The sequence below is a fragment of the Serratia proteamaculans genome, assembly GCF_949794035.1.
Lineage (GTDB): Bacteria > Pseudomonadota > Gammaproteobacteria > Enterobacterales > Enterobacteriaceae > Serratia > Serratia proteamaculans.
The window spans coordinates 3,571,346-3,594,591 of record NZ_OX461105.1 but is presented as its reverse complement, the minus strand read 5'-3'; the positions used below and the strand labels follow the sequence as shown (position 1 = coordinate 3,594,591).

Below are 23,246 nucleotides of genomic sequence, written 5' to 3'. Positions count from 1 at the left end.
CAGGTTTCCCTGAGCGGGCTTCTCTAATATGGCTCCTCTGACTGGACTCGAACCAGTGACATACGGATTAACAGTCCGCCGTTCTACCGACTGAACTACAGAGGAATCGTGTGAACGGGGCGAATAATAGCGGGGTGCTGCGGCTTTGTCAAAGCACTAAACTGCGAGAAAAGTGCGTTTGCTGATGGAATGAGCATGTTGCGTTGTTTTTCGGCACTCATCCTGTTTATCCCTGTTGTTTATCACCAAAAAATCCCCGGCGTCAGGGTTGCACCTGCCATTGCACGTTTCTGGTGCGAAGGGGGGAGACTGCCAGGGAGCAACGGTTGAAGTAACAGAAAAATTTTGCGGCGAGTTTGCCCCTTGATCCCCCCGCAGCGCCTCCTGACGGCAGTGAACCCCCTCGTTTTACCTCTGATATGTAGGATGAATGAACAGAAAATATGTATTGGCCGTCACAATGGCTGGATTTTTGCTTAGCTAAATTCGGGTAATGCGACTGCGCTCTCGCGCAAATTATTTTCCCCGTCTACACATAAAGTGACTGCTCCACGCCCCTGGGCGTTTCGCTAAAACAGTGCTGAGGAATACAACAATGTCATCGAAATTAATTAAAAGTCCGCTCGCTGCTCTGCTTATCGGTTGTTTAGGTTCAGCTTTTTATGCTCAGGCCGATATCGTTATCGGCGTCGCCGGGCCGTTCTCCGGGCCGAATGCGACCTATGGCGATCAGTACTGGCGTGGTGCCTCGCAGGCGGCAGCGGATATCAACGCCGCCGGTGGGATTAAAGGGGAAAAAATCAAACTGGTGCAGGGGGATGACGCCTGCGAACCCAAACAGGCGGTCTCGGTCGCCAACCGGTTAGTGGATCAGGACAAGGTCTCGGCGGTGGTCGGGCACTTCTGCTCCTCCTCCACCATGCCGGCCTCCGAGGTGTATGACGAAGCCGGGATTATCGCCATCACTCCCGGATCCACCAACCCGCAAATTACCGAACGCGGCATGACCAACATGTTCCGCATGTGCGGCCGCGATGACCAGCAAGGGGTGATCGCCACCAACTACATGCTCAATACCCTGAAAGCCAAACGCATCGCGGTGATCCACGACAAAGACACCTACGGGCAGGGGCTGGCAGATGCCGCCAGGGCAGAGATGAACAAGCGTGGCGTGAAGGAAGTGCTGTATGAAGGGCTGTCACGCGGTGAAAAAGACTTTAACGCGCTGGTGACCAAGATCGCCTCGGTCAAACCTGACGTGGTCTATTTCGGTGGCTGTCACCCAGAAGCCGGGCCATTGGTGCGCCAGATGCGTGAGCAGGGCGTGACCGCCAAGTTCTTCTCCGGTGACTGCATCGTGACCGAAGAGCTGGTGACCGCTGCCGGTGGGCCGCAATACACTAACGGCGTGCTGATGACCTTCGGCAACGATCCGCGTCAAATTCCGGAAGGCAAGGCGGTGATCGCCAAGTTCCGCGCCAGCGGTTTTGAGCCGGAAGGTTACACCCTCTACTCCTACGCTTCGATTCAGGCGATCGCCGCCGCCTTCAGCGCTACCGGCGGCAAAGACAGCGCCAAGGCCAGCGAATGGCTGAAATCGCATGATGTGGATACCGTGATGGGCAAAAAGGCCTGGGACAAGAAAGGCGACCTGAAGGTATCGGATTACGTGGTCTATCAATGGGACGATAAAGGCAAATATCACCAACTCTAATCCATCCTCGGCATCTTTCAAGCTGGCTGCAACTTGAAATCCATTGAGGATTAACCCATAAGCGGATCCGCGTGTTCGGCGGGTCCGCGCCGATACTTCCCTTGGGCCGCGTCTGCACTAGCTTGCGGTCCCACCAGGCGAGACTGCTCATTATGGATGTTTTCTTTCTGCAACAGATGATCAACGGCCTGACGCTCGGCGCGGTTTACGGCCTGATCGCCATCGGCTACACCATGGTTTACGGCATTATCGGCATGATTAACTTCGCCCACGGCGAGGTGTACATGATCTCCGCCTACCTGTGCGCTATCGGGTTGGCGCTGCTGTCGTTCTTCGGCCTGCAATCCTTCCCGTTGCTGATCCTCGGCACGCTGGTGTTCACCATCGTGGTCACTGGCGTGTATGGCTGGGTGATCGAGCGTATCGCCTACAAACCCTTGCGTAACTCCACGCGTCTGGCACCGCTGATCTCCGCCATCGGCATGTCGCTTATTTTGCAAAACTACGCGCAAATCAGCCAAGGGCCTCGCCAGCAAGGGATCCCGACGTTGCTGGACGGCGTGTTCCGCCTTAACTTTGACGGCGGGGTGATCCAAATCACCTACACCAAGGTGTTTATCCTGGTCGCCTCACTGCTGGGTATGGCCATCCTCACTTACATCATTCAGCGCACCCGTCTGGGGCGCATCTGCCGCGCCACCCAGCAGGACCGCAAGATGGCGTCCATTTTGGGCATCAACACCGACCGGGTGATCTCCCTGGTGTTCGTGATTGGTGCCGCCATGGCCGGGCTGGCGGGGGTGTTGATCACCATGAACTACGGCACCTTTGATTTCTACGTCGGCTTTATCATCGGTATCAAGGCCTTTACCGCTGCGGTGCTGGGGGGCATTGGTTCGCTACCCGGCGCGATGCTTGGTGGCCTGCTGCTGGGCGTGGCGGAGGCGCAGTTTGCCGGCATGGTGAACTCGGATTACAAAGACGTATTCTCCTTCGGTTTACTGGTAGTGATCCTGATTTTCCGCCCTCAGGGCCTGCTCGGTCGGCCAATGGTCGCTAAGGTTTGAGGGGAAAACTATGTCGCAATCTGTAGCTCACCCAGGGCTGAACGTTAAACGCAGCCTGCTGGATGCGGTGCTGGCCGGGCTGATCGCCCTGATCGTGTTCGGGCCGATCGTCGGTATCGTCCTCAACGGATACAGTTTTAACTTTGAACCGCGCCGCCTGGCGTGGATTATCGCCGCGGTGATGGCCGGGCGGCTGTTGCTGAGCCTGTTCCTGCAAACCGCGCCGGGGCGCAAGTTGTTGACGCGTTTTGACGGCGGCAATGACGGGGTGTATGTCCGGCCGATAGGGGCCAAAACCAGTCTACGTTGGATTATTCCGTTAATGGCGGTGATCGCGCTGCTGTTCCCGTTTGTAGCCACCAAATATCTGCTGACGGTAGCGATACTGGGGCTGATTTACGTGTTGCTTGGGCTGGGGCTGAACATTGTTGTCGGGCTGGCCGGGTTGCTTGATCTGGGTTACGTGGCGTTCTACGCCATTGGCGCTTATGGCCTGGCGCTGGGTTATCAGTATCTCGGGCTGGGGTTCTGGGCGATGCTGCCGCTGGGGGCGTTGATGGCGGCGCTGGCCGGTGCGCTGCTGGGGTTCCCGGTGTTACGCATGCACGGCGACTATCTGGCGATCGTCACGCTGGGGTTCGGCGAGATTATCCGCCTGGTGCTGAACAACTGGATGTCACTGACCGGCGGTCCCAACGGGGTCTCGGTGCCTGCGCCGACAATTTTTGGCCTGGAGTTTGGCCGACGGGCCAAGGACGGCGGGGTGCCGATCCACGAGTTTCTCGGTATCGCCTACAACCCCAACCTGAAGTTTATCTTTATCTATGCGGTGCTGTTCCTGGTGGTGCTGCTGGTGTTGTACATCAAACACCGGCTGACGCGCATGCCAATCGGCCGCGCCTGGGAGGCCTTGCGCGAGGATGAAATCGCCTGTCGCTCACTCGGGCTGAACCACGTTCTGGTGAAGCTGTCGGCCTTTATGATGGGCGCGTCCACCGCCGGGCTGGCCGGGGTGTTTTTCGCCACTTATCAGGGTTTTGTTAACCCCACCTCGTTCACCTTCTTTGAGTCGGCGCTGATCCTGGCGATAGTGGTACTGGGCGGCATGGGCTCGACCATCGGCGTGGTGCTGGCGGCGTTTGTACTCACGGTGGCCCCGGAGCTGTTGCGCAGCTTCGCCGAGTACCGCGTGCTGTTGTTCGGCGTGCTGATGGTGGCGATGATGATCTGGCGGCCGCGCGGCCTGGTGCGCATCAGTCGAACCAGCTTTGCGACCCGCAAGGGGGTAGAGCCATGAGCGACGCTATCCTGCAGGTTGAGCATCTGATGATGCATTTTGGCGGTATCAAGGCGCTGAACGACGTCAATCTGGCGGTGGAACGCGGTTCCATCACCGCGCTGATCGGCCCCAACGGTGCCGGTAAAACCACGGTATTCAACTGCCTGACCGGTTTTTATCGTGCTACCGGCGGCGCGATCCTGCTCAATACCCACAAGCGGCCGACCGACGTGATCCAGGTGCTGGGGCAGAAATTCCACGCCGGTGACTGGGTTAACCCGAAACGGCTGGGCTCGCGTGTTTACTACAAAATGTTTGGCGGCACCCACCTGGTCAACCGTGCCGGACTGGCGCGCACCTTCCAGAACATCCGTTTGTTCCGCGAAATGTCGGTGGTGGAGAACCTGCTGGTGGCGCAGCACATGCTGAGCAACCGCAACCTGATCGCCGGCGTGCTCAATACCCCGGCCTACCGCCGGGCGGAAAGCCAGGCACTGGATCGCGCCTTTTACTGGCTGGAAGTGGTGGAGCTGGTGGATTGCGCCAACCGGTTGGCGGGGGAGATGTCCTACGGCCAGCAGCGGCGGCTGGAGATCGCCCGGGCGATGTGCACCACGCCGGAGATGATCTGCCTCGACGAACCCGCCGCCGGGCTGAACCCGGTGGAGACGGCAACGCTGAGCCGCATTATCCGTTTTCTGCGTCAGCATCACGGTATCACGGTGTTGTTGATCGAACACGATATGGGCATGGTGATGGAGATCTCCGATCGGGTGATTGTGCTCGATCACGGCGATGTGATTGCCGAAGGCACACCGAAAGAAATTCAGCATAACGATACGGTTATCGCCGCTTACCTTGGCGCGGATGAAGAGGAGCTGGCGGGATGAGCAATGTGATGTTGGAGTTTCGCAACGTAGACGTGTTTTACGGCCCGATCCAGGCGTTGCAGCAGGTTTCGCTACAGGTAAATGAAGGGGAGACGGTGGCGCTGATTGGTGCCAACGGGGCGGGCAAGTCGACGCTGCTGATGTCGATCTTCGGCCAGCCGCGTATCAGCGGTGGGCAGATCCTGTTTCGCGGCGAGGACATCAGCCAGCGTTCCACCCATTATGTTGCCAGCAGCGGCATCGCCCAGGCACCAGAAGGGCGGCGCATTTTCCCGGACATGAGCGTGGAGGAAAACCTGCTGATGGGCACCATTACCATCGGTAATCGCTACGTGGATGAGGATTTATTGCGCATGTTTGAGCTGTTCCCACGCCTGAAGGAGCGGCGTAACCAGCGGGCGATGACTATGTCCGGGGGTGAACAGCAGATGCTGGCGATTGCTCGGGCGCTGATGAGCCGGCCCAAGCTGCTGTTGCTGGACGAGCCGAGCCTGGGGCTGGCGCCGATCATCGTCAAACAGATTTTCAGCATTTTGCGGGAGCTGACCCGTGGCGGCATGACGTTGTTTCTGGTGGAGCAGAATGCCAACCACGCGCTCAAACTGTCCGATCGCGGCTATGTGATGGTCAACGGCCAAATCCGCCTGACCGGCAGCGGTGCGGAGCTGTTGAACGATCAGGAGGTGAGGAAAGCCTATCTGGGCGGTGCCTAGAACTGGCGCTGGATCCAGCGCACGTTCAGCCGTACCAGTGCAACGATGCCGTTGGATAACATCCGCAGCCCGGTGGGTAAATCGCGGCGGCGGATATCCAACAGCAGCACGGTGCGCACCTGGTCGCTGTCGTTCCACACCTCATGTTCGAAGGTATCGTCCCACAGCATAAATTCCCCCTCATTGAGCCGGTATTCTTGCCCGTCGACTTTCAACACGGCGGCGGGCAGGCCGTCGGCGCGTTTGGGCATCGCCAGCACCAGATAACCGCGCAGAATGCCCCGGAACGGGCCACGGTGAGCGGGCACCTGCTTGCCGGGCGCCAGGAAGGACAATGAGGCTGAAAGCACATCTGGGGAAGAAGCGATCAGGCTGGCTAATAACGGGCAGCGGGCGAGATTGCGGGGTATTGGCTGACCATAAGCCTGCATAATAAACATGCGCCAGTCACGGGCGTCGTTGGCGGAGATCGACGCCTGTTCGCTCATGATCTCGTGAAATCGCGGGATATTACCCAGATCCTGTGCCAGGGTCAGTGCCTCGTCACGGATCTGCGGCCACTGGGCGGTAAAACGCTGCGCGTCGGGGAACAGACGCGCGCTGTCGAGCACCGGCGCACCGCTGATGCGGCGATCGTAAATGCGGCGTAATGCCAATACCGACCAATCATAGAGAGCTGACATATGACCTCAATAAGCCTGACCCGAGTTCTCGCCGTCTGTTGATATCATTATTGTTTAATATGCGACTGTCGGACGATTAATTCACCGTTATACAAGCGCTGACCACCCGGCTCAAAAGCCTGCGTCAGGCAATGAATACCATCGGCTATCAGCGACTGCATCGGCTGGCGATAGGTGGTCAACTGGTAACTGGGGGAGGCGGCCAGTTCAATGTCATCAAATCCCACCACCGCAATCGGCGCACAGCCCGGCGTGGCGCGAATGGCGTCGATAACGCCTACCGCCAGAATATCGTTTTCACAAAAAATCGCTTCAACCCGTTGTTCCGCCGGGGTGGCGGCCAGGTAGGCCGAGAAAGCCTCCATGCCGCAAAGGCGTTGATAGTGCGGGGCCTGCAGCAGCACGCTGACGTCGCGTTGTTTTTCCGCCAGTGCGGCGCGGAAGCCGTCGAGACGGCGTAACCGGGTGGATTCACTCACCGGGCCCGCCAGATAGCCCATGCGCTGATAGTCCTGTGTCAGCAACAGTTCGCCAATTTCACGCCCGGCCTGATAGCCGTTGGTGGCTAACACCTGGATATAGGGGCTGTCGCTATAGCGATACAGCACCACCAGCGGAATATGATGAATATCCTGCGCCAGCGTAATCAGCCGATCGTTAAGCAGGGTACCGAGAAACAGCAGACCATCCACCTGCATTTGATCGGCCAGCGTCAGCACCGATTCATAGTCGTTTTCCGAGGTGATATTCAGCAGCAGGGCCATATAACCCCGGCTTTGCAACTGCCGGGTGACCTCGTCCAGCAGCGTAAAAATATGCGGGTTTTTCAGTTCGTCCGCCACCAGTCCGATGATGCGGGTGCTCTTTTTCGACAGGCTGCGCGCCAGCAGATTAGGGCGGTAACCCAATTCACGCGCTGCGGTCTGAACGCGCAGCAGTGCATGGGGCGAGATCGACGCGCCATCGGTAAAAGCACGCGATACCGTCCATTTAGACACGCCGGCGCGGGCAGCTACATCACTGGCCGTCGCCTTGCGTGCAGGGGGCGCGGGGGGAGCGCCGGGTTTCTTCGCCATCATCTTTGCTCGTGATGAAAAAACGGTATGGGTTCAACAGATTAGCACAGCCTAGTCGGATGCGGGAGTTGCTGCCACCTGCGGTGGGATCCACGGAATAAACAGGGCAACTCCACCGATCCTTTTATCGGCAAATTGTGATCCTGAGCAGCAGATTTATCATGGCGTATTTGACTTATTTTTGACCATCTCCAATAGTCCATCGCAAGTGGCATTTGTTTCGCAGTCAAGTTGCCACCCAATTTTGCACCCGGGTGCATTTAAAATTTGCACCCGGGTGCAATACGGCGAAAGTAGCGTAATCTTAGGCTTCGGGAGCAACTATGTTGAATGGTGAAAGAAAAACGGCACGTCCTCTGCGTTGGGCGATGGTCGGCGGCGGGCGCCTGGGGCAGGTGGGTTATAAGCACCGCTGCGGCGCATTGCGGGATAACACTGCTTTTGCGCTGGTGGCCGGGGCGTTTGATATTGTCCCGGAGCGTGGCCGCGAGTTCGGCGTCAATCTGGGGGTCGATGCCGAGCGTTGCTATGCGGATTACCGCACGCTGTTTGCTCAAGAGGCTCAGCGAGAGGACGGCATTGAAGTGGTGTCCATCGCCACGCCGAACGGCACCCATTACGAAATTACCCGCGCGGCGCTGCTGGCTGGGCTGCACGTGATTTGCGAGAAACCGCTGTTTTTTTCCAGCCAGGAAGCTTATGAAATCAAGGCGCTGGCGGCGGAAAAAAACCGCATTGTCGGCGTGACCTACGGTTTCTCCGGCCATCCGTTGCTGTTGCAGATGCGCGCGATGATCGCCAACGGGCAGATCGGTGAAGTGCGCATGGTGGATCTGCAATATACCCACGGTTTTAATGCCACCGACGAAGTCGATCGCCTTAGCGAAGCGCAGAAATGGCGCATTGACCCCAAGATTTCCGGGCCCAGCTTTGTGCTGGGTGATATCTCCACCCACACCTATTACCTGTCGCAACTGGTGATGCCGCAGATGCAAATCAGCGAACTGTTGTGCGATCGGCAGAGCTTTATTCCCTCGCGTGCCCCGCTGGAAGACAACGCATTGGTGATGATGCGCTATGCCAACGGCGCGGTAGGGCGGATGTGGGCCTCGTCGGTCAATGCCGGCGCCATGAGCAGCCAGCGCATCCGCATAGTCGGCTCGAAAGCCAGCCTGGAATGGAGCGATATCAACCCCAGCGAGCTGCGTTACGAGGTACAGGGGCAACCCAATCAGACGCTGTATCGCGGCATGCCCTATCTGGACGAAACCTGCAACGCCTGGGAGCGGCTGGGGGCGCTGCATACCGAGGGGCTGACCGAGTCCTGGGCCAACATCTACCTGAAATTCGCCCTGGCTATTGATGCCACTAATCGGGGCGATCGACAGGCGTTGGCGCAGCTGGTGTATCCGGACATCGATGCCGGGATCGACGGGGTGCGCTGGATTGAAAACTGCGTGCGTTCAGCCGATCAGGGTGCGCGCTGGGTGGCCTTTGAATAATCTTTTTGTTTGCGGAGATATGACATGAAGCTTTCCTTCTGTACCGACAGTTTGGGCCATCTGCCGTTTGAAGCCATGCTGGATCGGTTGGGTGAACCGGAGAGAGGGCGTCTGTTTCGGTATCAATACTTCGGTTGAGGCATTACAGCGCTGTATCAGTCAGTAAACGGCATCCGCTTGCATCGATGGCCTGTCAGGGGACAGGCCATTAAACGGCAAAAGACTGTCGAAAAAAACAGCCCAATAAAAGTGTGACGCATATCGCATTTACCACACCGATTGGTTAAAATATCGCTACTTCCTGCACCTGCCCGGATCCCGTTTAACATGGAAAAAACCCAGGTCTCTCGCTCAACCGCCTGGTTGCGCGTGGTCATTCTTGCCGTGTCGGCCTTTATCTTCAATACCACCGAGTTTATTCCGGTGGGATTGCTGAGTGATATTGCCCAAAGCTTCTCGATGCAGACCGAGCAGGTGGGGTTGATCATCACCATTTATGCCTGGATCGTCGCCGCCAGTTCGCTGGTGTGCATGCTGCTGACCAGCCGGATTGAGCGGCGAAAACTGCTGATCGGGGTATTTATCCTGTTTATCGCCAGCCATGTGCTGACCGCCGTGGCGTGGAACTTCACCACGCTGGTTATCTCGCGTGCCGGTGTGGCGCTGGCCCATGCGGTATTCTGGTCGATCACCGCCTCGCTGGCGATCCGGGTCGCCCCGGCAGGCAAGAAGGCGCAGGCGTTGAGCCTGCTGGCGGGGGGAACCGCGTTGGCGATGGTGCTCGGCTTGCCGCTGGGCCGTATCGTGGGCCAAATCCTCGGTTGGCGCATGACCTTTATCGGCATCGCCGTTTGCGCTACGCTGGCGCTGGTGCTGCTGTGGCGCTTGTTGCCGGTGCTGAAAAGCGAACATTCCGGTTCGCTGGCCAGCGTGCCTATGCTGTTCAAGCGCCCGGCGCTGGTCAGCCTGTATATGCTGACCATTATTGTGGTGACGGCCAATTTCACCGCCTACAGCTATATCGAACCCTTTATTCAGACCGTGGCCGGGCTGTCGGAAAACTTCACCACCCTGATGCTGTTGCTGTTTGGTGCCGCCGGTATCATCGGCAGCCTGTTGTTCAGTCGCTTCAGCGAACGTTTCCCGTCGGGCTTTTTCATCGGCGCTATCGCCTTATTGATGCTGAGTCTGCTGCTGCTGTTACCGGCCTCCGGCGATGAAAATCACCTGACGGTGTTGTTTGCGGTATGGGGCATGGCGATCATGGCGATTGGCTTGTCGATGCAGGCCAAGGTATTGAATCTGGCGCCGGACGCGACCGACGTGGCGATGTCGATCTATTCCGGGTTGTACAACTTCGGCATCGGCGCTGGTGCACTGCTGGGCAATCAGGTCAGCCAGTATCTGGGCATGGGTAACATCGGCTTTGTCGGCGCCCCGCTGGCGTTGATCGCCCTTGGCTGGTGCCTGCTGAATTTTTACCGCAGCGAACGCCTGCAACAGCACCACAGCCGCTAACTCCCTTCGTCCTGATAGCAAGCCGCGGCTTGCTATCAGGCACCGGCCCACAGGCTAAATTTTCTCTCAGCAAAACAGATTGCTGCAGTTTTTTATGCTTAATTATTTTTCGTAGCCTGCTAATTAAATATTTAACTCCGACACCGAGCCTATAGCATAGAAAATTATTGATTATGTTATGGCGGGGTTAATGGTGAGTGATTCTTTGGTTGCAGGAAGCGAGGCGGTGGCCCGGTCACCGATCCATGAACGGGATTTGTCGGCAAGAATTGACGCACTGCCCACCTCTGCCGGTCTGTGGCGGTTTATCGCTTTGCTGGCGTTGGGCGGTTTTTTTGAGCTTTATGACCTGTTTCAGACCGGTTATATCAGCACCGGTTTAATCGCCGAGGGGATATTCCATACCGGGGCGCAAGGCGTGTTCGGCGTCTCTGACCAGGCGGCGTTTGCCTCCGCAACTTTCCTTGGCCTGTTTATCGGTGCCAGTCTGCTTAGCCCTTATGCCGATCGTTTTGGCCGCCGCACCACCTTTATGTTTGCTCTGGCCTGGTATGGCGTGTTTTCGCTGTGCCTGGCTTTTCAGCATCAGGCAGAGTGGGTGATCTTCCTGCGTTTTCTGGTCGGCGTTGGGCTGGGGATTGAGTTGGTAACCATTGATACCTATCTGACCGAGTGGGTGCCTGCGCATCTCCGTACCCGGGCTTTCGCCTTTTCCTTTTTCATTCAGTTTCTTTCCGTGCCGACGGTGGCGCTGATGTCGTGGTGGCTGGTGCCGCAGACCATTTTGGGCCTGAGTGGCTGGCGTTATGTGGTGATCGCCGGTGCCGTGGCTTCACTGGTGATTTGGTTGGTGCGTAAAGGCTTGCCGGAATCCCCGCGTTGGCTGGCACAACAGCGACGTTATCCGGAGGTCCGGCAGGTGATGCTGGCAATGGAACGCCGCTGCGGTGTCACTCACAGCACGGAGTTCCCGCTGCGCGACGCCGGGCTACAGAGCGAAGCACCAACGCAGGGCAGCTTTAAAGATATCTGGTCGCCGCGTTACCGGGGCCGTACCCTGATGCTGGTAGTGATGAATTTCTTCCAGGCGATCGGTTTCTTTGGTTTCGGCAACTGGTTACCGGCCTTGCTGGCTGGAAAGGGCGCTTCGGTCACCCACAGCCTGCTGTACGCCTTCTTTATTACCCTGGCTTATCCGTTGGGGTCGCTGCTGTGTAGTCGCTATGCCGACAAGATGGAAAACAAATGGCAGATCGTCCTTTCCTGTCTGGTCACGGTGATTTTCGGCTCATTGTTTGCCATGCAGAATAATCCCCTGTGGCTGATTCTGTGCGGGTTCTTCATCACCTGGTCCAATGCCTGGCTGACCTACAGTTACCATTCCTACCAGTCAGAAGTGTTCCCGACTTACATCCGTGCCCGCGCGGTCGGATTCTGTTATTCGTTCAGCCGACTGTCGACGGTATTCAGCAGCTTGATTATTGGCATGATCCTGCAATACGGCGGCTCGGTGGGGGTGATTGCATTTATCGTTGCCAGCATGCTGATTGTGATGGTGGTGATCGGGGTGTTTGGCCCCAAAACCCGTGGTATTGACCTGGAAAATATCTGACGCAAGCACCCGGCGTTGTGCCCTGAAGCCAGGCCGGGATCTTCAGCAAAAAAACTCGCGATCATCCGAAAATAATTCCGTTATCACCGTTTCCCCTCCTGCCTTACTGTTAACCCGGAAGACCTACCCCTATTACCTCCGGGAGATAACCTATGAGCACTCTGACCACCAAAGATGGCACGCGCATTTTCTATAAAGATTGGGGGCGTGGGCAGCCGATTCTGTTTTCTCACGGTTGGCCGCTATCCGCGGATGCCTGGGATAATCAAATGCTGTTCTTCGGCCAAAGCGGTTACCGCGTTATCGCGCACGATCGCCGCAGTCATGGCCGCTCCGACCAGACCTGGGACGGCAATACCATGGACCGCTATGCGGACGATTTGGCGGAGTTGATTGAAGCGCTGGATCTGCGGGATCTGATCCTGGTGGGGCACTCCACCGGGGGCGGCGAAGTGGCGCACTATATTGGCCGCCACGGCAGCGCACGGGTGGCGAAGGTGGTGCTGGTGGGCGCGGTGCCGCCGTTGATGCGGCAAAGTCCGGCTAATCCTGAAGGGTTGCCGATGTCGGCATTTGACGGCATCCGCAGCGGAACGGCAGAAAATCGTTCCCAATTCTTCAAGGATCTGGCAGTGCCTTTCTACGGCTATAACCGCCACGGCGTGAAGGCCAATACCGGACTGACGGACAGTTTCTGGCTGATGGGCATGCAGGGTGGAGTGAAGGGGTTGTATGACTGCGTGCGTGAGTTTTCCGAGGTCGATTACACCGCGGATCTGCTGGCCATCGACAAGCCGACGCTGATTGTGCACGGCGACGACGACCAGATTGTGCCGATCGCCGCATCCGCGTTGAAAGCCGCTAAGCTTATTCGGCAGGTTGAATTGAAAGTCTATCCGGGCGCTTCGCACGGGCTGGCGCAAACAGACCCTGAACAGTTTAATGCCGATCTGCTGGCGTTTATCCAGTCTTGACCCCTGTCCCCCGGACGGGGGGCTTTGCCTGTGAACCGGAGCCGACCATGCGCACTGCCGCTTTTATCTGCTCGCTGGCTGTTGCTGGTGGCGTTGTACGATCTAAAGGAGCAAAAGATGGCCGAACCGGCTGAGAATAAGGCAGCACCCGGCGGTTTCGCGCCGCTGAAGATCCCGGTATTCGCCGTGTTGTGGGGGGCCACGGTACTGGGCAACGTCGGCAGCTTTATGCGTGATGTCGCCAGTTCCTGGCTGGTGACGGATTTGTCCTCTAACCCGTCGGCGGTGGCACTGATGCAGACCGCCGCCACGCTGCCGGTGTTCCTGTTGGCGATCCCTGCTGGGGTGCTGTCAGACATTCTTGACCGCCGTCGCTTTCTTATTTTTGTCCAGATCCTGCTGGCCAGCGTCAGCGGCACTTTATTACTGCTGTCGCAAAGCGGCGCGCTGACCGTTGAGTATTTGCTGGCGCTGACCTTTATCGGCGGCATCGGCGGGGCGCTGATGGGGCCGACCTGGCAATCCATTGTGCCGGAGCTGGTGCCGCGAGCCGATCTCAGAAATGCGGTGGCGCTGAACTCATTGGGGATCAATATTGCCCGCGCTATCGGCCCGGCGGCCGGGGGGCTGCTGCTGGCGAGCTTTGGTGCCGGTGCGGCCTACGGTGCCGACGTACTGAGTTATGTGTTCGTGGTTGCCGCCTTGCTGTGGTGGCGCAGGCCGAAGGTGGAGGACAACGGGCTTTCCGAACATTTCTTTGGCGCTTTCCGTGCCGGTATTCGCTATGCCCGTGCCAGCCGTGAGCTGCACGTGGTGCTATTGCGGGCGGCGGTGTTCTTTGTATTCTCCAGTTCGGTCTGGGCGTTGTTGCCCCTCGTTGCCCGGCAGATGCTGGGCGGTACCGCCGGTTTCTACGGCATCCTGCTGGGTGCGGTGGGGGCCGGTGCAATAATTGGCGCGGTGTTATTACCCCGGCTGCGTCAGCGGTTGAACGCCGATGGCCTGGTGCTGGTAGCTGCGGTGATCACCGCCGTGGTGATGGCGTTGCTGTCGTTGGCGCCGCCGCAGTGGCTGGCGATCTTGCTGCTGTTGGCTCTGGGTGGCGGTTGGATTATCGCGCTGACCTCCCTGAACGGCGCAGCGCAGGGCGTGTTGCCAAACTGGGTGCGCGGACGCGGGCTGGCGATTTATCTGATGGTGTTTAATGGCGCGATGGCTGCCGGGAGCCTGCTGTGGGGGTTGATTGCCCAGCAGATTGGTGTGGCCGCCACGCTATTGGCGGGCGGTGTGGGTCTATTGGTGATTTCGCTGGTGTTCCACCGTATTCGCCTGCCGGAGGGCGAGGCCGATCTGCAGCCGTCCAACCATTGGCCGGAGCCCTTGCTCAATACCCCGGTTGAAAACGATCGCGGGCCGGTGATGATCCAGGTGGAGTACCGGGTGCGACCGGAAGATCGTCCGCAGTTTCTGCGCACGCTGCAACGGCTTTCGCGGGTACGCCGCCGTGATGGCGCCTATGCCTGGGGGCTGACCGAACATACCGCCGATCCGCAGTGCGTGATGGAGTGGTTTATGGTGGAGTCCTGGGCCGAACACCTGCGCCAGCACCAGCGGGTTTCGCATGCCGATGCCGACCTGCAGCAGGAGGCGCTGCAGTTCCATATTGGCCCAGAGAAACCGGTGGTACACCACTTCCTGTCGCTTGACCTGCGGCACCTGGAGCGGCAAGTGACCGGAGAGTAAAAATAAAAAGCCCGCCTAAGTTGTCTTAAGCGGGTTGGGTTACTGCTGTTCTGACTTAGGCCAGGTCGAAACGATCGAGGTTCATCACCTTATTCCAGGCGGCGACAAAGTCGTGGACAAAACTCGCCTGGGCGTCTGAGCTGCCATAGACTTCCGCCAGCGCACGCAGTTGGGAATGTGAGCCGAAGATCAGATCGGCGCGGGTCGCCGTCCACTTGAGCGCGCCGGTTTGGCTGTCGCGGCCTTCGAACACACCTTCCTCGTCTGCCGCTTTCCAGGTCGTCGCCCCATCAAGCAGATTGACGAAGAAGTCATTGCTCAGTGCCTGCGGCCGTTGGGTCAGCACGCCATGTTGGCTCTGACCGACGTTGGCGTTTAACACCCGCAACCCGCCTACCAGCACCGTCATTTCCGGCGCCGTCAGCGTCAGCAGCTGCGCTTTGTCGACCAGCAAGGCTTCGGCTGGGATGTTGAATTGGCGCTTCAGGTAGTTACGGAAACCATCGGCAACCGGCTCCATCGCTTCGAAGGAGTCGATGTCGGTTTGTTCCTGCGTAGCATCCATACGGCCCGGCGCGAAGGGCACGCTCACCGGATGCCCGGCGTTGATTGCGGCCTGTTCGACGGCTGCGGCACCGGCCAGCACGATCACATCCGCCAGCGAGACGCGTTTGTTGCCCGACTGGGCATTGTTGAACGCCTGCTGGATCCCTTCCAGCTTGGCCAGCGTTTGCGCCAGTTGAGCCGGTTGGTTGATTGCCCAGTCTTTCTGTGGTGCCAGACGAATGCGCGCACCGTTGGCACCGCCGCGTTTGTCGGAGCCGCGGAAGGTGGAGGCTGAAGCCCAGGCGGTGGACACCAGCACCGAGAGCGGCAGGCCGGAGGCCAGGATCCGGGTTTTGAGATCGGCGATATCCTGATCGTTAATCAACTGATGATCGACGGCCGGGATCGGATCCTGCCAAATCAGCTCTTCGGCCGGCACTTCAGGCCCGAGATAGCGGGCGCGTGGCCCCATATCGCGGTGGGTCAGCTTGTACCAGGCGCGGGCGAAAGCGTCGGCGAGCTGGTCAGGATGTTCATAGAAGCGACGAGAGATCTGCTCGTATGCCGGGTCAAAGCGCAGCGACAGATCGGTGGTTAACATGGTTGGGCGCTGTTTTTTCGCCGGATCGAACGCATCGGGAATGGTCTCGCCCACGTCTTTGGCTACCCACTGGTGAGCGCCAGCCGGGCTCTGCGTCAGTTCCCACTCGTATTCGAACAGGTGCTTGAAGAAGTCGTGGTTCCACTGGGTCGGGGTGGTGGTCCAGGTTACTTCCAGGCCGCTGGTGATGGCGTCTTTACCTTTACCGGTGCCGAAACTGCTCTGCCAACCGAGGCCTTGTAATTCGAGGCCAGCTGTTTCCGGATCGTCACCAACATGTGAGGCCGGGCCTGCGCCATGGGTTTTGCCGAAGGTGTGGCCACCGGCGATCAGCGCCACGGTTTCTTCATCGTTCATCGCCATCCGCGCGAAGGTCTCACGGATGTCACGGGCTGCAGCGACCGGGTCCGGGTTGCCGTCTGGGCCTTCCGGATTAACGTATATCAGGCCCATTTGAACCGCCGCCAGCGGATCTTCCAGGTCACGATCGCCCGAATAGCGGCTGTTCTGACCGCCGCTCAGCTCCAGCCAGATTTTTTCCGATCCCCAATAGACGTCATCCGGCTCCCAGGTATCGGCACGGCCACCGGCATAGCCGAAGGTTTTAAAGCCCATGGATTCGAGCGCGACGTTACCGGTCAGGATAATCAGGTCAGCCCAGGAAATTTTGCGGCCGTATTTCTGTTTGATTGGCCACAGCAGACGACGGGCCTTATCGAGGCTGACGTTATCGGGCCAGCTGTTGAGCGGGGCAAAACGTTGCTGGCCTTCACCTGCGCCGCCACGGCCATCGCCGATGCGATAAGTACCGGCGCTGTGCCAAGCCATCCGGATAAACAGGCCGCCATAGTGGCCAAAGTCTGCTGGCCACCAGTCCTGTGAGTCGGTCATCAGGGCGTGCAGATCCTGTTTAACGGCGGCCAGATCGAGGCTGTTAAAGGCTTTTGCATAATCGAAATCGGAGTCCATCGGGTCGGAAAGGGGGGAGTGCTGGTGCAGCGGTTTCAGGCTAAGTTGGTTGGGCCACCAGTCCTGATTCGAAGGGCCGCGGCGTGGAGTGTTCGGCTTGCCGCCGCCCGAAAATGGGCATTTGCTTTCAGTTGTCATGATGCGCTCTCTGCTTCTGTAGGTTCGCTCGCCAGGCCCTGTCTGCCTGTACCTGGGGAGCCGTTAACTTGACATCGCGGGCTAATGCTCGCGTCGGGTGTTGCGCTAATGGTTTATCTAATCAACTGATTTTCAATAATAAGATATGAGTTTTTCGCCAACCGCGGATGAGGCTCGCACTGACACTCATGACTAAGCTTAGTCAGTGGAAGCCGATAGATAAAATAGGAATGGTTGAATGTTTTAATAGTCTGTGGCTATTGAATTGCTGGCGATTGATAGGATTTTTTTTGATTTCTGTTGATGGAAATCTTATTAAAGGTATTGTGCGTCAATTAATAAGGAGTAGCTTAGAAGATGACTGTTAGAGTATGGGCATTGAACATGGTGTGATTTTGGTTGGATCAATTAGAATTTTCCTAAAAAAATGGCTAAGATGCTTACATTCTGCCATTGAATACCTTCGTTATACGACATGCTGGGTATGCAATGATGATTTTATGAGACATACGGAATTCATGCTATGAATGATAACGAAGATTCACTATTTAAAAACAATGGTCTTTCTCTCCAGCAAAAATTAGAGCGAGCCCGTACGGAACTTCTTGACTTATCTGCACGTAATAAACTCCTCAATATTCCTAAATCTAAAACAGCTAAACTATTAGAAATTACAGATGAAAGGTCTACCGAAATATATCGTTTACTGGTTAAGGAAAACAAAGTACTTACTTTTCTTCCGGGGAGGGCCGGTAAGAAAGGAGAACTAATTGATGCTGATAGTGTTGAACAAGATGCGGATGATGTTCTTATAGATGAGAGGTTACTTGTTTTTGATGACGATGTTGATCCAAGCGCCATCCGCACTGAGCATCAAGACACAAAACTTCAAACAAGGTTAACCCCACAAGGTTTGCAGAAACGGTTATTGGATCTTTACCATGATTCTAAAACGTTAGAAGAAGAGCAGGGCGTAAACATTCTTTACCTGACGCTTGGAAGCTTAAAATGGATTGACCCGAATAATAAAGAAAACATCAGACATGCCCCTTTAATCTTGATACCTGTTTCACTTGAACGTGGAACTGTTGGTGAGCGGTTTAAGCTGCGGGCAAGGCAAGATGAGATTATTGAAAATCTTTCCCTTGAAGCATATCTCCAGCGGACTCATGAGATTATCTTGCCTAAGATAAATACAGAAGAGGAGTTAGACCTTTCCAGGTATATTGATGAAATCGCTCAGTCTGTACAGATAAAACCCGATTGGAGCGTCCAAGAAAACGATATTAATTTGGGGTTCTTTTCCTTCGCTAAGTTTCTTATGTATAGGGATTTAGACCCAGATAATTGGCCTGAAAATGACAGTATCACAGATCAACCTCTTATCCAGTCACTTATGGTTGATGGTTTTGATGAGACAGATGAGAACCTTTCAGATGATACGCCGATAGATCCCTTCATCTCTCCGAAGGATATGCTCCACATAATGGATAGCGATACCTCTCAAACTCTTGCTATCCATAATGTGCGTCAAGGGAAAAACCTCATCATTCAAGGGCCTCCTGGCACAGGTAAATCCCAGACAATTGCGAACATAATTGCTTCTGCAGTAGCTGACGGCAAAACGGTCTTGTTTGTTGCAGAAAAAATGGCTGCACTTGAGGTAGTTAAGCGTCGTCTCGATCATGCAGGAGTTGGCGACGCATGCTTAGAACTGCATAGTAATAAGACGAACAAAAAGATTTTCCTGGAAGAGTTAAAGAGGGTCTGGGAGCTGGGATCTCCAAGAGGAGAATTTCCAGATACGTTGGTTGAAAACTTAACTGATGCAAGGGATAAGCTTAACGAGCATCCCGCAAGGTTGCATAAAATATATCACCCTTCTACTTTCTCTCCCTATCAAGTGATGGGGCATCTTGTCCGGTTACGTCAATTAGGCCAAGCTCCGACTGATTTTAGTCTGGAAAAATTTGAAGATTGGAATGCCAATGATCTTGGCAAGCGCCTTGATCTTGTAAAAGAAATCGCTGATCGCATCCGAGATATTGGTTTACCTGCTCATCATCCGTGGAATGGTGTTGGTCTTGAGCAGATTTTACCTATGGATTTAGAAAAATTAATTCCACGTCTGCAAGAAATTAAAGAAAATGTTGTCCGTGTTACAAACGATGTAGCAAGTTTATCTAGTGAACTTGCGGTGACTACGATGCCGGAGATGTTCTCTTCAATTGTTAAATTAGTCGAGGTTGCCGAATGCATTAATAAAGCACCAGACTTATCAGCAAAAGCACTTACCTCCTCTGCTTGGCAGAGTGATATTCCAGCGATTAAAAAACTTATTACGTTGGGTAAGGAATATCAGAGAAATCGTTTGAATCTTGAGTTGGTTATAGCCCCTGATAAAATAGAAACTCCAGTAACTGAATTGGAAGATGCATTGGCAAAACTTCCTCGAGATTTTCATGTTAACGGTTTTTCCGCGGCTAGTTTTCTGTCAAAACCGTTAGCGAAATTACGTCTTGATGCAACCCGCCTACATGAAGAACTAGGTACTCAGGAAGGGTGTTATACCGTACAAGAAATAGAACGTCTTATTGCCTTGGGTGAACGAATTGCAGCTGCACCTAATGCTAGTCCAGATGCCTTTATTGCTTCAGTTTGGGATCATGGTGTGGAGAAAGCGGCTGAATTAGTTGAGTCGATAGCCTCTTTCAGAACCACTAGTGAATCTATTGAGTCCAAAATCAATGAGATTGCCTGGAGTACAGACGTTGTGGAGGCCAGAAACCTTCTTGCGAGCCATACTGGCATTTTCCGCTACCTGAATGGAAACTGGAGAAAGGCGAAGGCGCTTGTGGGTTCTTTGCTGCGAGATCGTTCACAACCTATTGATCAACAAGTGATATTGCTGGACAAATTAATTAAAGTTCAGAGTGAGAGGAAAAAAATTCAGGAAGGTAAGGATTTTGGCCATTCTGCTTTTGGGAGTGATTGGCGCGGGGAAAAAAGTGACAGTGCTTCTTTAATGGCATTAGTTGAATGGATGAGAACGCTCCGTGGAGTAGGATCTGAAGCCCGGCTGTTAGCCAGCCGACTTGTCGACCGCGAAGGTGTAAAACTACGCGCACAACAGCTGAATCAGTTGCTGCAACAGGCTAGGCCCCAGTTGGACATACTTTGGGATGCATTCGGTCTGTCTTCTGAGGAACACTTTGCCAATCAAATATCCATTACCCGTGTTTCATTAGTTTTCATTGAACAGAAAATTCAAAACCTTATAGAAATCGATGAAAAATGCGCTCATGTAATGATTAAACCACCTGAGCGCATTGATGAACGTTGCCAGTTAGTTACTCAGATGATTGAGTTACAGAAACTCATTGATGAGTTACGCACAGAAGCCCCGCTTGCTGAAAGTGCTTTTGATGGACAATGGAGAGAGTTGTCATCTGACTGGGAAGTCCTGGGTCAGGCTTGTTATTGGTTAGAGGGTAATAGTGCATTACGTTTTGTTGCTGCAAAACTAACGAACAAAGCTGAAACTACCCAAATTGCACGCGAAACCTACCAGTTCGGCCAAAGAATAGTAAATGAACTGGAAGAAATTTCGAAGGAATTAAAAGGATCTATCGAAATCCTTTTCAGGTCTTCATCTAATGAATTAAAGATGTCGGTTGTGTTCGAGAAACTTCAAGCATGGGTTCTGAACTCAGAACAATTGTCTAAATGGGTGGCGTATCAGCATCGTGTAACACAGGCGCGAAAATATGGACTATCTGAAGTTGTAGAAAAACTCGCTTCAGGAGAACTTTCTGTAGATTCTTCTATTTCTGCCGTAGAACGGACCTATTTTGAGTCATTACTTAAAATTATGGCTCACGAAGAACCTGAACTGGTTCGTTTTGATGGCGAGCTTCACTCTCGTCAGGTTACAGGGTTTGCAGAGCTAGACCTTAAGCGTATCAAAGCTGCTAGTCTTGAGGTTGTTCGTGCCCACCATAGACAAATTCCATCCAAGACCGGAGGAGTCGGCCCTGTAGGGATTCTACGTTCGGAAATGGTTAAGAAAAGAGGTCATTTACCAATACGCCAGTTAATGCTGAAGGCTGGCGTTGCTGTTCAGGCATTAAAACCGGTGATGATGATGAGTCCACTATCTGTAGCTCAATTTCTCATCCCGGGAAAACAAAAATTCGATCTTCTGGTCATGGACGAAGCGAGTCAGATACAGCCAGTTGATGCGATTGGCGCAATTGCCCGTTGCAAGCAGGTTGTAGTTGTTGGGGATGAACGACAACTCCCCCCTACACGATTCTTCGCTAAAATGACAGAGTCGTCTGCGAACGATGACGATGACGAAGTTTCTCAGGTTTCTGATATAGAAAGTGTTCTTGGTTTATTCGTTGCCCGTGGGTTACCCCAACGTATGTTGAGATGGCACTATCGCAGCCGCCATCAATCATTGATTGCTGTTTCCAATAGTCAATTCTATGAAAATAAACTCTTCATCGTGCCGAGCCCGTACACTCAGGAAGCTGGTATGGGTCTGCAATTCAATCATATCCCTGATGGTGTGTTCGAGTCAGGGGGTAAGGGCACTAACACGGTAGAGGCTAAAGCTGTCGCTAAAGCAATTATGGAGCATGCTCGTAAGTATCCTGAGCATTCGCTTGGTGTTGCAACGTTTTCCGTTTCCCAACGCAAGGCAATTCAGGATGAACTTGAGCTATTACGCCGCCTGAATCCCGATTCAGAAGAGTTTTTCAATGCACACGCGAGCGAACCTTTCTTCGTTAAGAATCTTGAAAACGTGCAGGGTGATGAGCGTGATGTGATTATGATATCAGTTGGATATGCCAGGAATGCGCAAGGATATATGGCGATGCGTTTCGGTCCACTGGGGGCTGAAGGGGGGGAGCGAAGGTTGAATGTATTAATTAGCCGAGCTAAGCGGCGTTGCGAGGTTTTCGCTTCAATCACCGATGAAGATATCGATCTGGAACGAGCAAAGGGTAAAGGTGTATTTGCCTTTAAACTCTTCCTGCAGTATGCGCGCACCGGGCGGATATCTCTTGCTCAGCGTTCCGAAAGAGAAATGGATAGTGTATTTGAAGAACAGGTTGCTGATGCGCTTCAAAAAGCTGGTTATCAAGTTCATCCCCAGGTTGGTATTGCTGGATTCTTTATAGATTTAGCTATCGCTGATCCAGATATGCCAGGACGATACTTGATCGGTATTGAATGCGATGGCCGAGCTTACCACTCTTCACGCTCTGCTCGCGAACGTGACCGTTTGCGTCAGGCTGTACTTGAAGATCATGGTTGGATTATTCATCGTATCTGGAGTACTGATTGGTTCCATCGTCCGGAAGAGCAGCTAGAACGGACACTTAAGGCTATAGAGTCAGCAAAAATAGAACTGTCAGAGCGGACTGAACAATCACGGCAGAGAACCCGTGCAGTACCAGTTGAAATTGTAACTGTTGATAGAGGACCTGTAGTAGAGATTGGTCTTGTTGACTCAGATGCTTCCAATGAGTCTGAGATTGCTTACGTGGAGGCAACTCCTGTAGCTAATATGAGTTATGAACTGCATGAAACCCCATCAGGTATTCTCAGTGAAATGGTTAGACAGATAGTTGAGGTTGAATCTCCTATTCACGCAAGTGAGATTACAACCAGATTACGAACTGCCTGGGGTTTGCAACGTGCAGGAGCCAGAATTGAGGGTGTTGTTAGCAGGGCTATTAATTTGGCCTGCAACAAAGATGACATTACTCAAGATGGTCAATTTTTAATACATAAGAACTCAAAAGTTATGCTACGAAACCGGCAGAATGTGCAGTCACCTGGACTACGTAAGTCTGAAATGTTGCCCCCTCAGGAGATAGCTATAGGAATCACTCAGGTAGTAAAAAATAATCTTGGCGCTACAGATGACGAAATAATAATATCGATCTCAAGAAGCCTTGGATTTAAGGCCACAAGTGGGACCTTACGCAAGGTGATTTCGGATGTGATTGAAAAACTTATTATTAAAGGATTAATTCTTAGAGAAGGTACTCTAATTGTTGAAACTAAAGAAACGATAACAGAGTAATTTCTGTTATAACGAGAAGCTCGGAGATTTAATGTTAATCTTTGAGTTTCTCTATTTCTATGCCATTAAAAAAGTGGCGTAGATAGGTGACGTAGTAACACAACAGCAAGAAGCCCACTTA

General features: G+C 54.3%; 14 protein-coding genes and 1 tRNA gene. 11 read left to right on the top strand and 4 right to left on the bottom strand.

Features of this window, described 5'->3' with window-relative positions:
* Nucleotides 1-29: 29 nt before the first annotated feature.
* Nucleotides 30-105, bottom strand: a tRNA-Asn gene (locus QOT07_RS16805).
* Between the two features lie 490 nt (nt 106-595).
* Here QOT07_RS16805 and QOT07_RS16800 point away from each other — a divergent pair.
* From QOT07_RS16800 to QOT07_RS16780, 5 genes are all read left to right on the top strand, one after another.
* Nucleotides 596-1,714 carry a branched-chain amino acid ABC transporter substrate-binding protein gene (locus QOT07_RS16800; protein ID WP_099063757.1) on the top strand — a complete coding sequence of 373 codons (1,119 nt, stop codon included), beginning with the start codon at nt 596-598 and terminating at the stop codon, nt 1,712-1,714.
* 152 nt (nt 1,715-1,866) lie between these two features.
* Nucleotides 1,867-2,781, top strand: coding sequence for an ABC transporter permease subunit (locus QOT07_RS16795; protein ID WP_099063758.1), 915 nt, complete (start codon nt 1,867-1,869; stop codon nt 2,779-2,781).
* A 10-nt stretch (nt 2,782-2,791) separates the two neighbouring features.
* The gene (gene livM / locus QOT07_RS16790) at nt 2,792-4,078 is read left to right on the top strand and encodes a high-affinity branched-chain amino acid ABC transporter permease LivM (protein WP_085117589.1); all 1,287 of its coding nucleotides are present in this window, start codon (nt 2,792-2,794) and stop codon (nt 4,076-4,078) included.
* Nucleotides 4,075-4,950 (top strand): ABC transporter ATP-binding protein, encoded by an 876-nt coding sequence (locus QOT07_RS16785; RefSeq protein ID WP_085117588.1) that lies wholly within the window; start codon nt 4,075-4,077, stop codon nt 4,948-4,950. The genes livM and QOT07_RS16785 overlap by 4 nt, the downstream gene beginning before the upstream one ends.
* On the top strand, nt 4,947-5,663 hold the full coding sequence (locus QOT07_RS16780; protein WP_099063760.1) for an ABC transporter ATP-binding protein: 717 nt from the start codon (nt 4,947-4,949) through the stop codon (nt 5,661-5,663). The genes QOT07_RS16785 and QOT07_RS16780 overlap by 4 nt, the downstream gene beginning before the upstream one ends.
* On the opposite strand, the gene QOT07_RS16775 is transcribed toward QOT07_RS16780, so the two are convergent.
* Together QOT07_RS16775 and QOT07_RS16770 are read right to left on the bottom strand one after the other, a co-directional pair.
* Nucleotides 5,660-6,346 (bottom strand): aspartyl/asparaginyl beta-hydroxylase domain-containing protein, encoded by a 687-nt coding sequence (locus QOT07_RS16775; protein ID WP_283603615.1) that lies wholly within the window; start codon nt 6,344-6,346, stop codon nt 5,660-5,662. The two genes, QOT07_RS16780 and QOT07_RS16775, sit on opposite strands and share 4 nt — an antisense overlap.
* A 47-nt stretch (nt 6,347-6,393) precedes the next feature.
* Entirely contained in the window at nt 6,394-7,425 is a 1,032-nt protein-coding gene (locus QOT07_RS16770) for a LacI family DNA-binding transcriptional regulator (protein ID WP_283603614.1), read from the bottom strand.
* A 320-nt stretch (nt 7,426-7,745) separates the two neighbouring features.
* On the opposite strand from QOT07_RS16770, the gene QOT07_RS16765 reads away from it, so the two are divergent.
* From QOT07_RS16765 to QOT07_RS16745, 5 genes are all read left to right on the top strand, one after another.
* Nucleotides 7,746-8,924 (top strand): Gfo/Idh/MocA family protein, encoded by a 1,179-nt coding sequence (locus QOT07_RS16765; protein WP_262260126.1) that lies wholly within the window; start codon nt 7,746-7,748, stop codon nt 8,922-8,924.
* 327 nt (nt 8,925-9,251) lie between these two features.
* Nucleotides 9,252-10,442 carry a sugar transporter gene (locus QOT07_RS16760; RefSeq protein ID WP_283603613.1) on the top strand — a complete coding sequence of 397 codons (1,191 nt, stop codon included), beginning with the start codon at nt 9,252-9,254 and terminating at the stop codon, nt 10,440-10,442.
* A 193-nt stretch (nt 10,443-10,635) separates the two neighbouring features.
* Nucleotides 10,636-12,054 carry an MFS transporter gene (locus QOT07_RS16755; RefSeq protein WP_283604381.1) on the top strand — a complete coding sequence of 473 codons (1,419 nt, stop codon included), beginning with the start codon at nt 10,636-10,638 and terminating at the stop codon, nt 12,052-12,054.
* Between the two features lie 152 nt (nt 12,055-12,206).
* On the top strand, nt 12,207-13,028 hold the full coding sequence (locus tag QOT07_RS16750; RefSeq protein ID WP_283603612.1) for an alpha/beta fold hydrolase: 822 nt from the start codon (nt 12,207-12,209) through the stop codon (nt 13,026-13,028).
* 117 nt (nt 13,029-13,145) lie between these two features.
* The gene (locus tag QOT07_RS16745) at nt 13,146-14,771 is read left to right on the top strand and encodes an MFS transporter (protein ID WP_283603611.1); all 1,626 of its coding nucleotides are present in this window, start codon (nt 13,146-13,148) and stop codon (nt 14,769-14,771) included.
* A 55-nt stretch (nt 14,772-14,826) separates the two neighbouring features.
* Here QOT07_RS16745 and katG read toward each other — a convergent pair whose 3' ends face one another.
* Nucleotides 14,827-17,025 carry a catalase/peroxidase HPI gene (gene katG, locus QOT07_RS16740; RefSeq protein WP_283603610.1) on the bottom strand — a complete coding sequence of 733 codons (2,199 nt, stop codon included), beginning with the start codon at nt 17,023-17,025 and terminating at the stop codon, nt 14,827-14,829.
* A 523-nt stretch (nt 17,026-17,548) separates the two neighbouring features.
* Here katG and QOT07_RS16735 point away from each other — a divergent pair.
* Nucleotides 17,549-23,125, top strand: a complete 5,577-nt coding sequence (locus tag QOT07_RS16735; protein ID WP_207978165.1) for a DUF3320 domain-containing protein — start codon at nt 17,549-17,551, stop codon at nt 23,123-23,125.
* The last annotated feature ends 121 nt before the right edge of the window (nt 23,126-23,246 follow it).

Coding starts and splice junctions, on each gene's coding strand:
- QOT07_RS16800 (WP_099063757.1), top strand. CDS start 596: ATGTCATCGAAATTAATTAAAAGTCCGCTCGCTGCTCTGCTTATCGGT.
- QOT07_RS16795 (WP_099063758.1), top strand. CDS start 1,867: ATGGATGTTTTCTTTCTGCAACAGATGATCAACGGCCTGACGCTCGGC.
- livM (WP_085117589.1), top strand. CDS start 2,792: ATGTCGCAATCTGTAGCTCACCCAGGGCTGAACGTTAAACGCAGCCTG.
- QOT07_RS16785 (WP_085117588.1), top strand. CDS start 4,075: ATGAGCGACGCTATCCTGCAGGTTGAGCATCTGATGATGCATTTTGGC.
- QOT07_RS16780 (WP_099063760.1), top strand. CDS start 4,947: ATGAGCAATGTGATGTTGGAGTTTCGCAACGTAGACGTGTTTTACGGC.
- QOT07_RS16775 (WP_283603615.1), bottom strand. CDS start 6,346: ATGTCAGCTCTCTATGATTGGTCGGTATTGGCATTACGCCGCATTTAC.
- QOT07_RS16770 (WP_283603614.1), bottom strand. CDS start 7,425: ATGATGGCGAAGAAACCCGGCGCTCCCCCCGCGCCCCCTGCACGCAAG.
- QOT07_RS16765 (WP_262260126.1), top strand. CDS start 7,746: ATGTTGAATGGTGAAAGAAAAACGGCACGTCCTCTGCGTTGGGCGATG.
- QOT07_RS16760 (WP_283603613.1), top strand. CDS start 9,252: ATGGAAAAAACCCAGGTCTCTCGCTCAACCGCCTGGTTGCGCGTGGTC.
- QOT07_RS16750 (WP_283603612.1), top strand. CDS start 12,207: ATGAGCACTCTGACCACCAAAGATGGCACGCGCATTTTCTATAAAGAT.
- QOT07_RS16745 (WP_283603611.1), top strand. CDS start 13,146: ATGGCCGAACCGGCTGAGAATAAGGCAGCACCCGGCGGTTTCGCGCCG.
- katG (WP_283603610.1), bottom strand. CDS start 17,025: ATGACAACTGAAAGCAAATGCCCATTTTCGGGCGGCGGCAAGCCGAAC.
- QOT07_RS16735 (WP_207978165.1), top strand. CDS start 17,549: ATGAATGATAACGAAGATTCACTATTTAAAAACAATGGTCTTTCTCTC.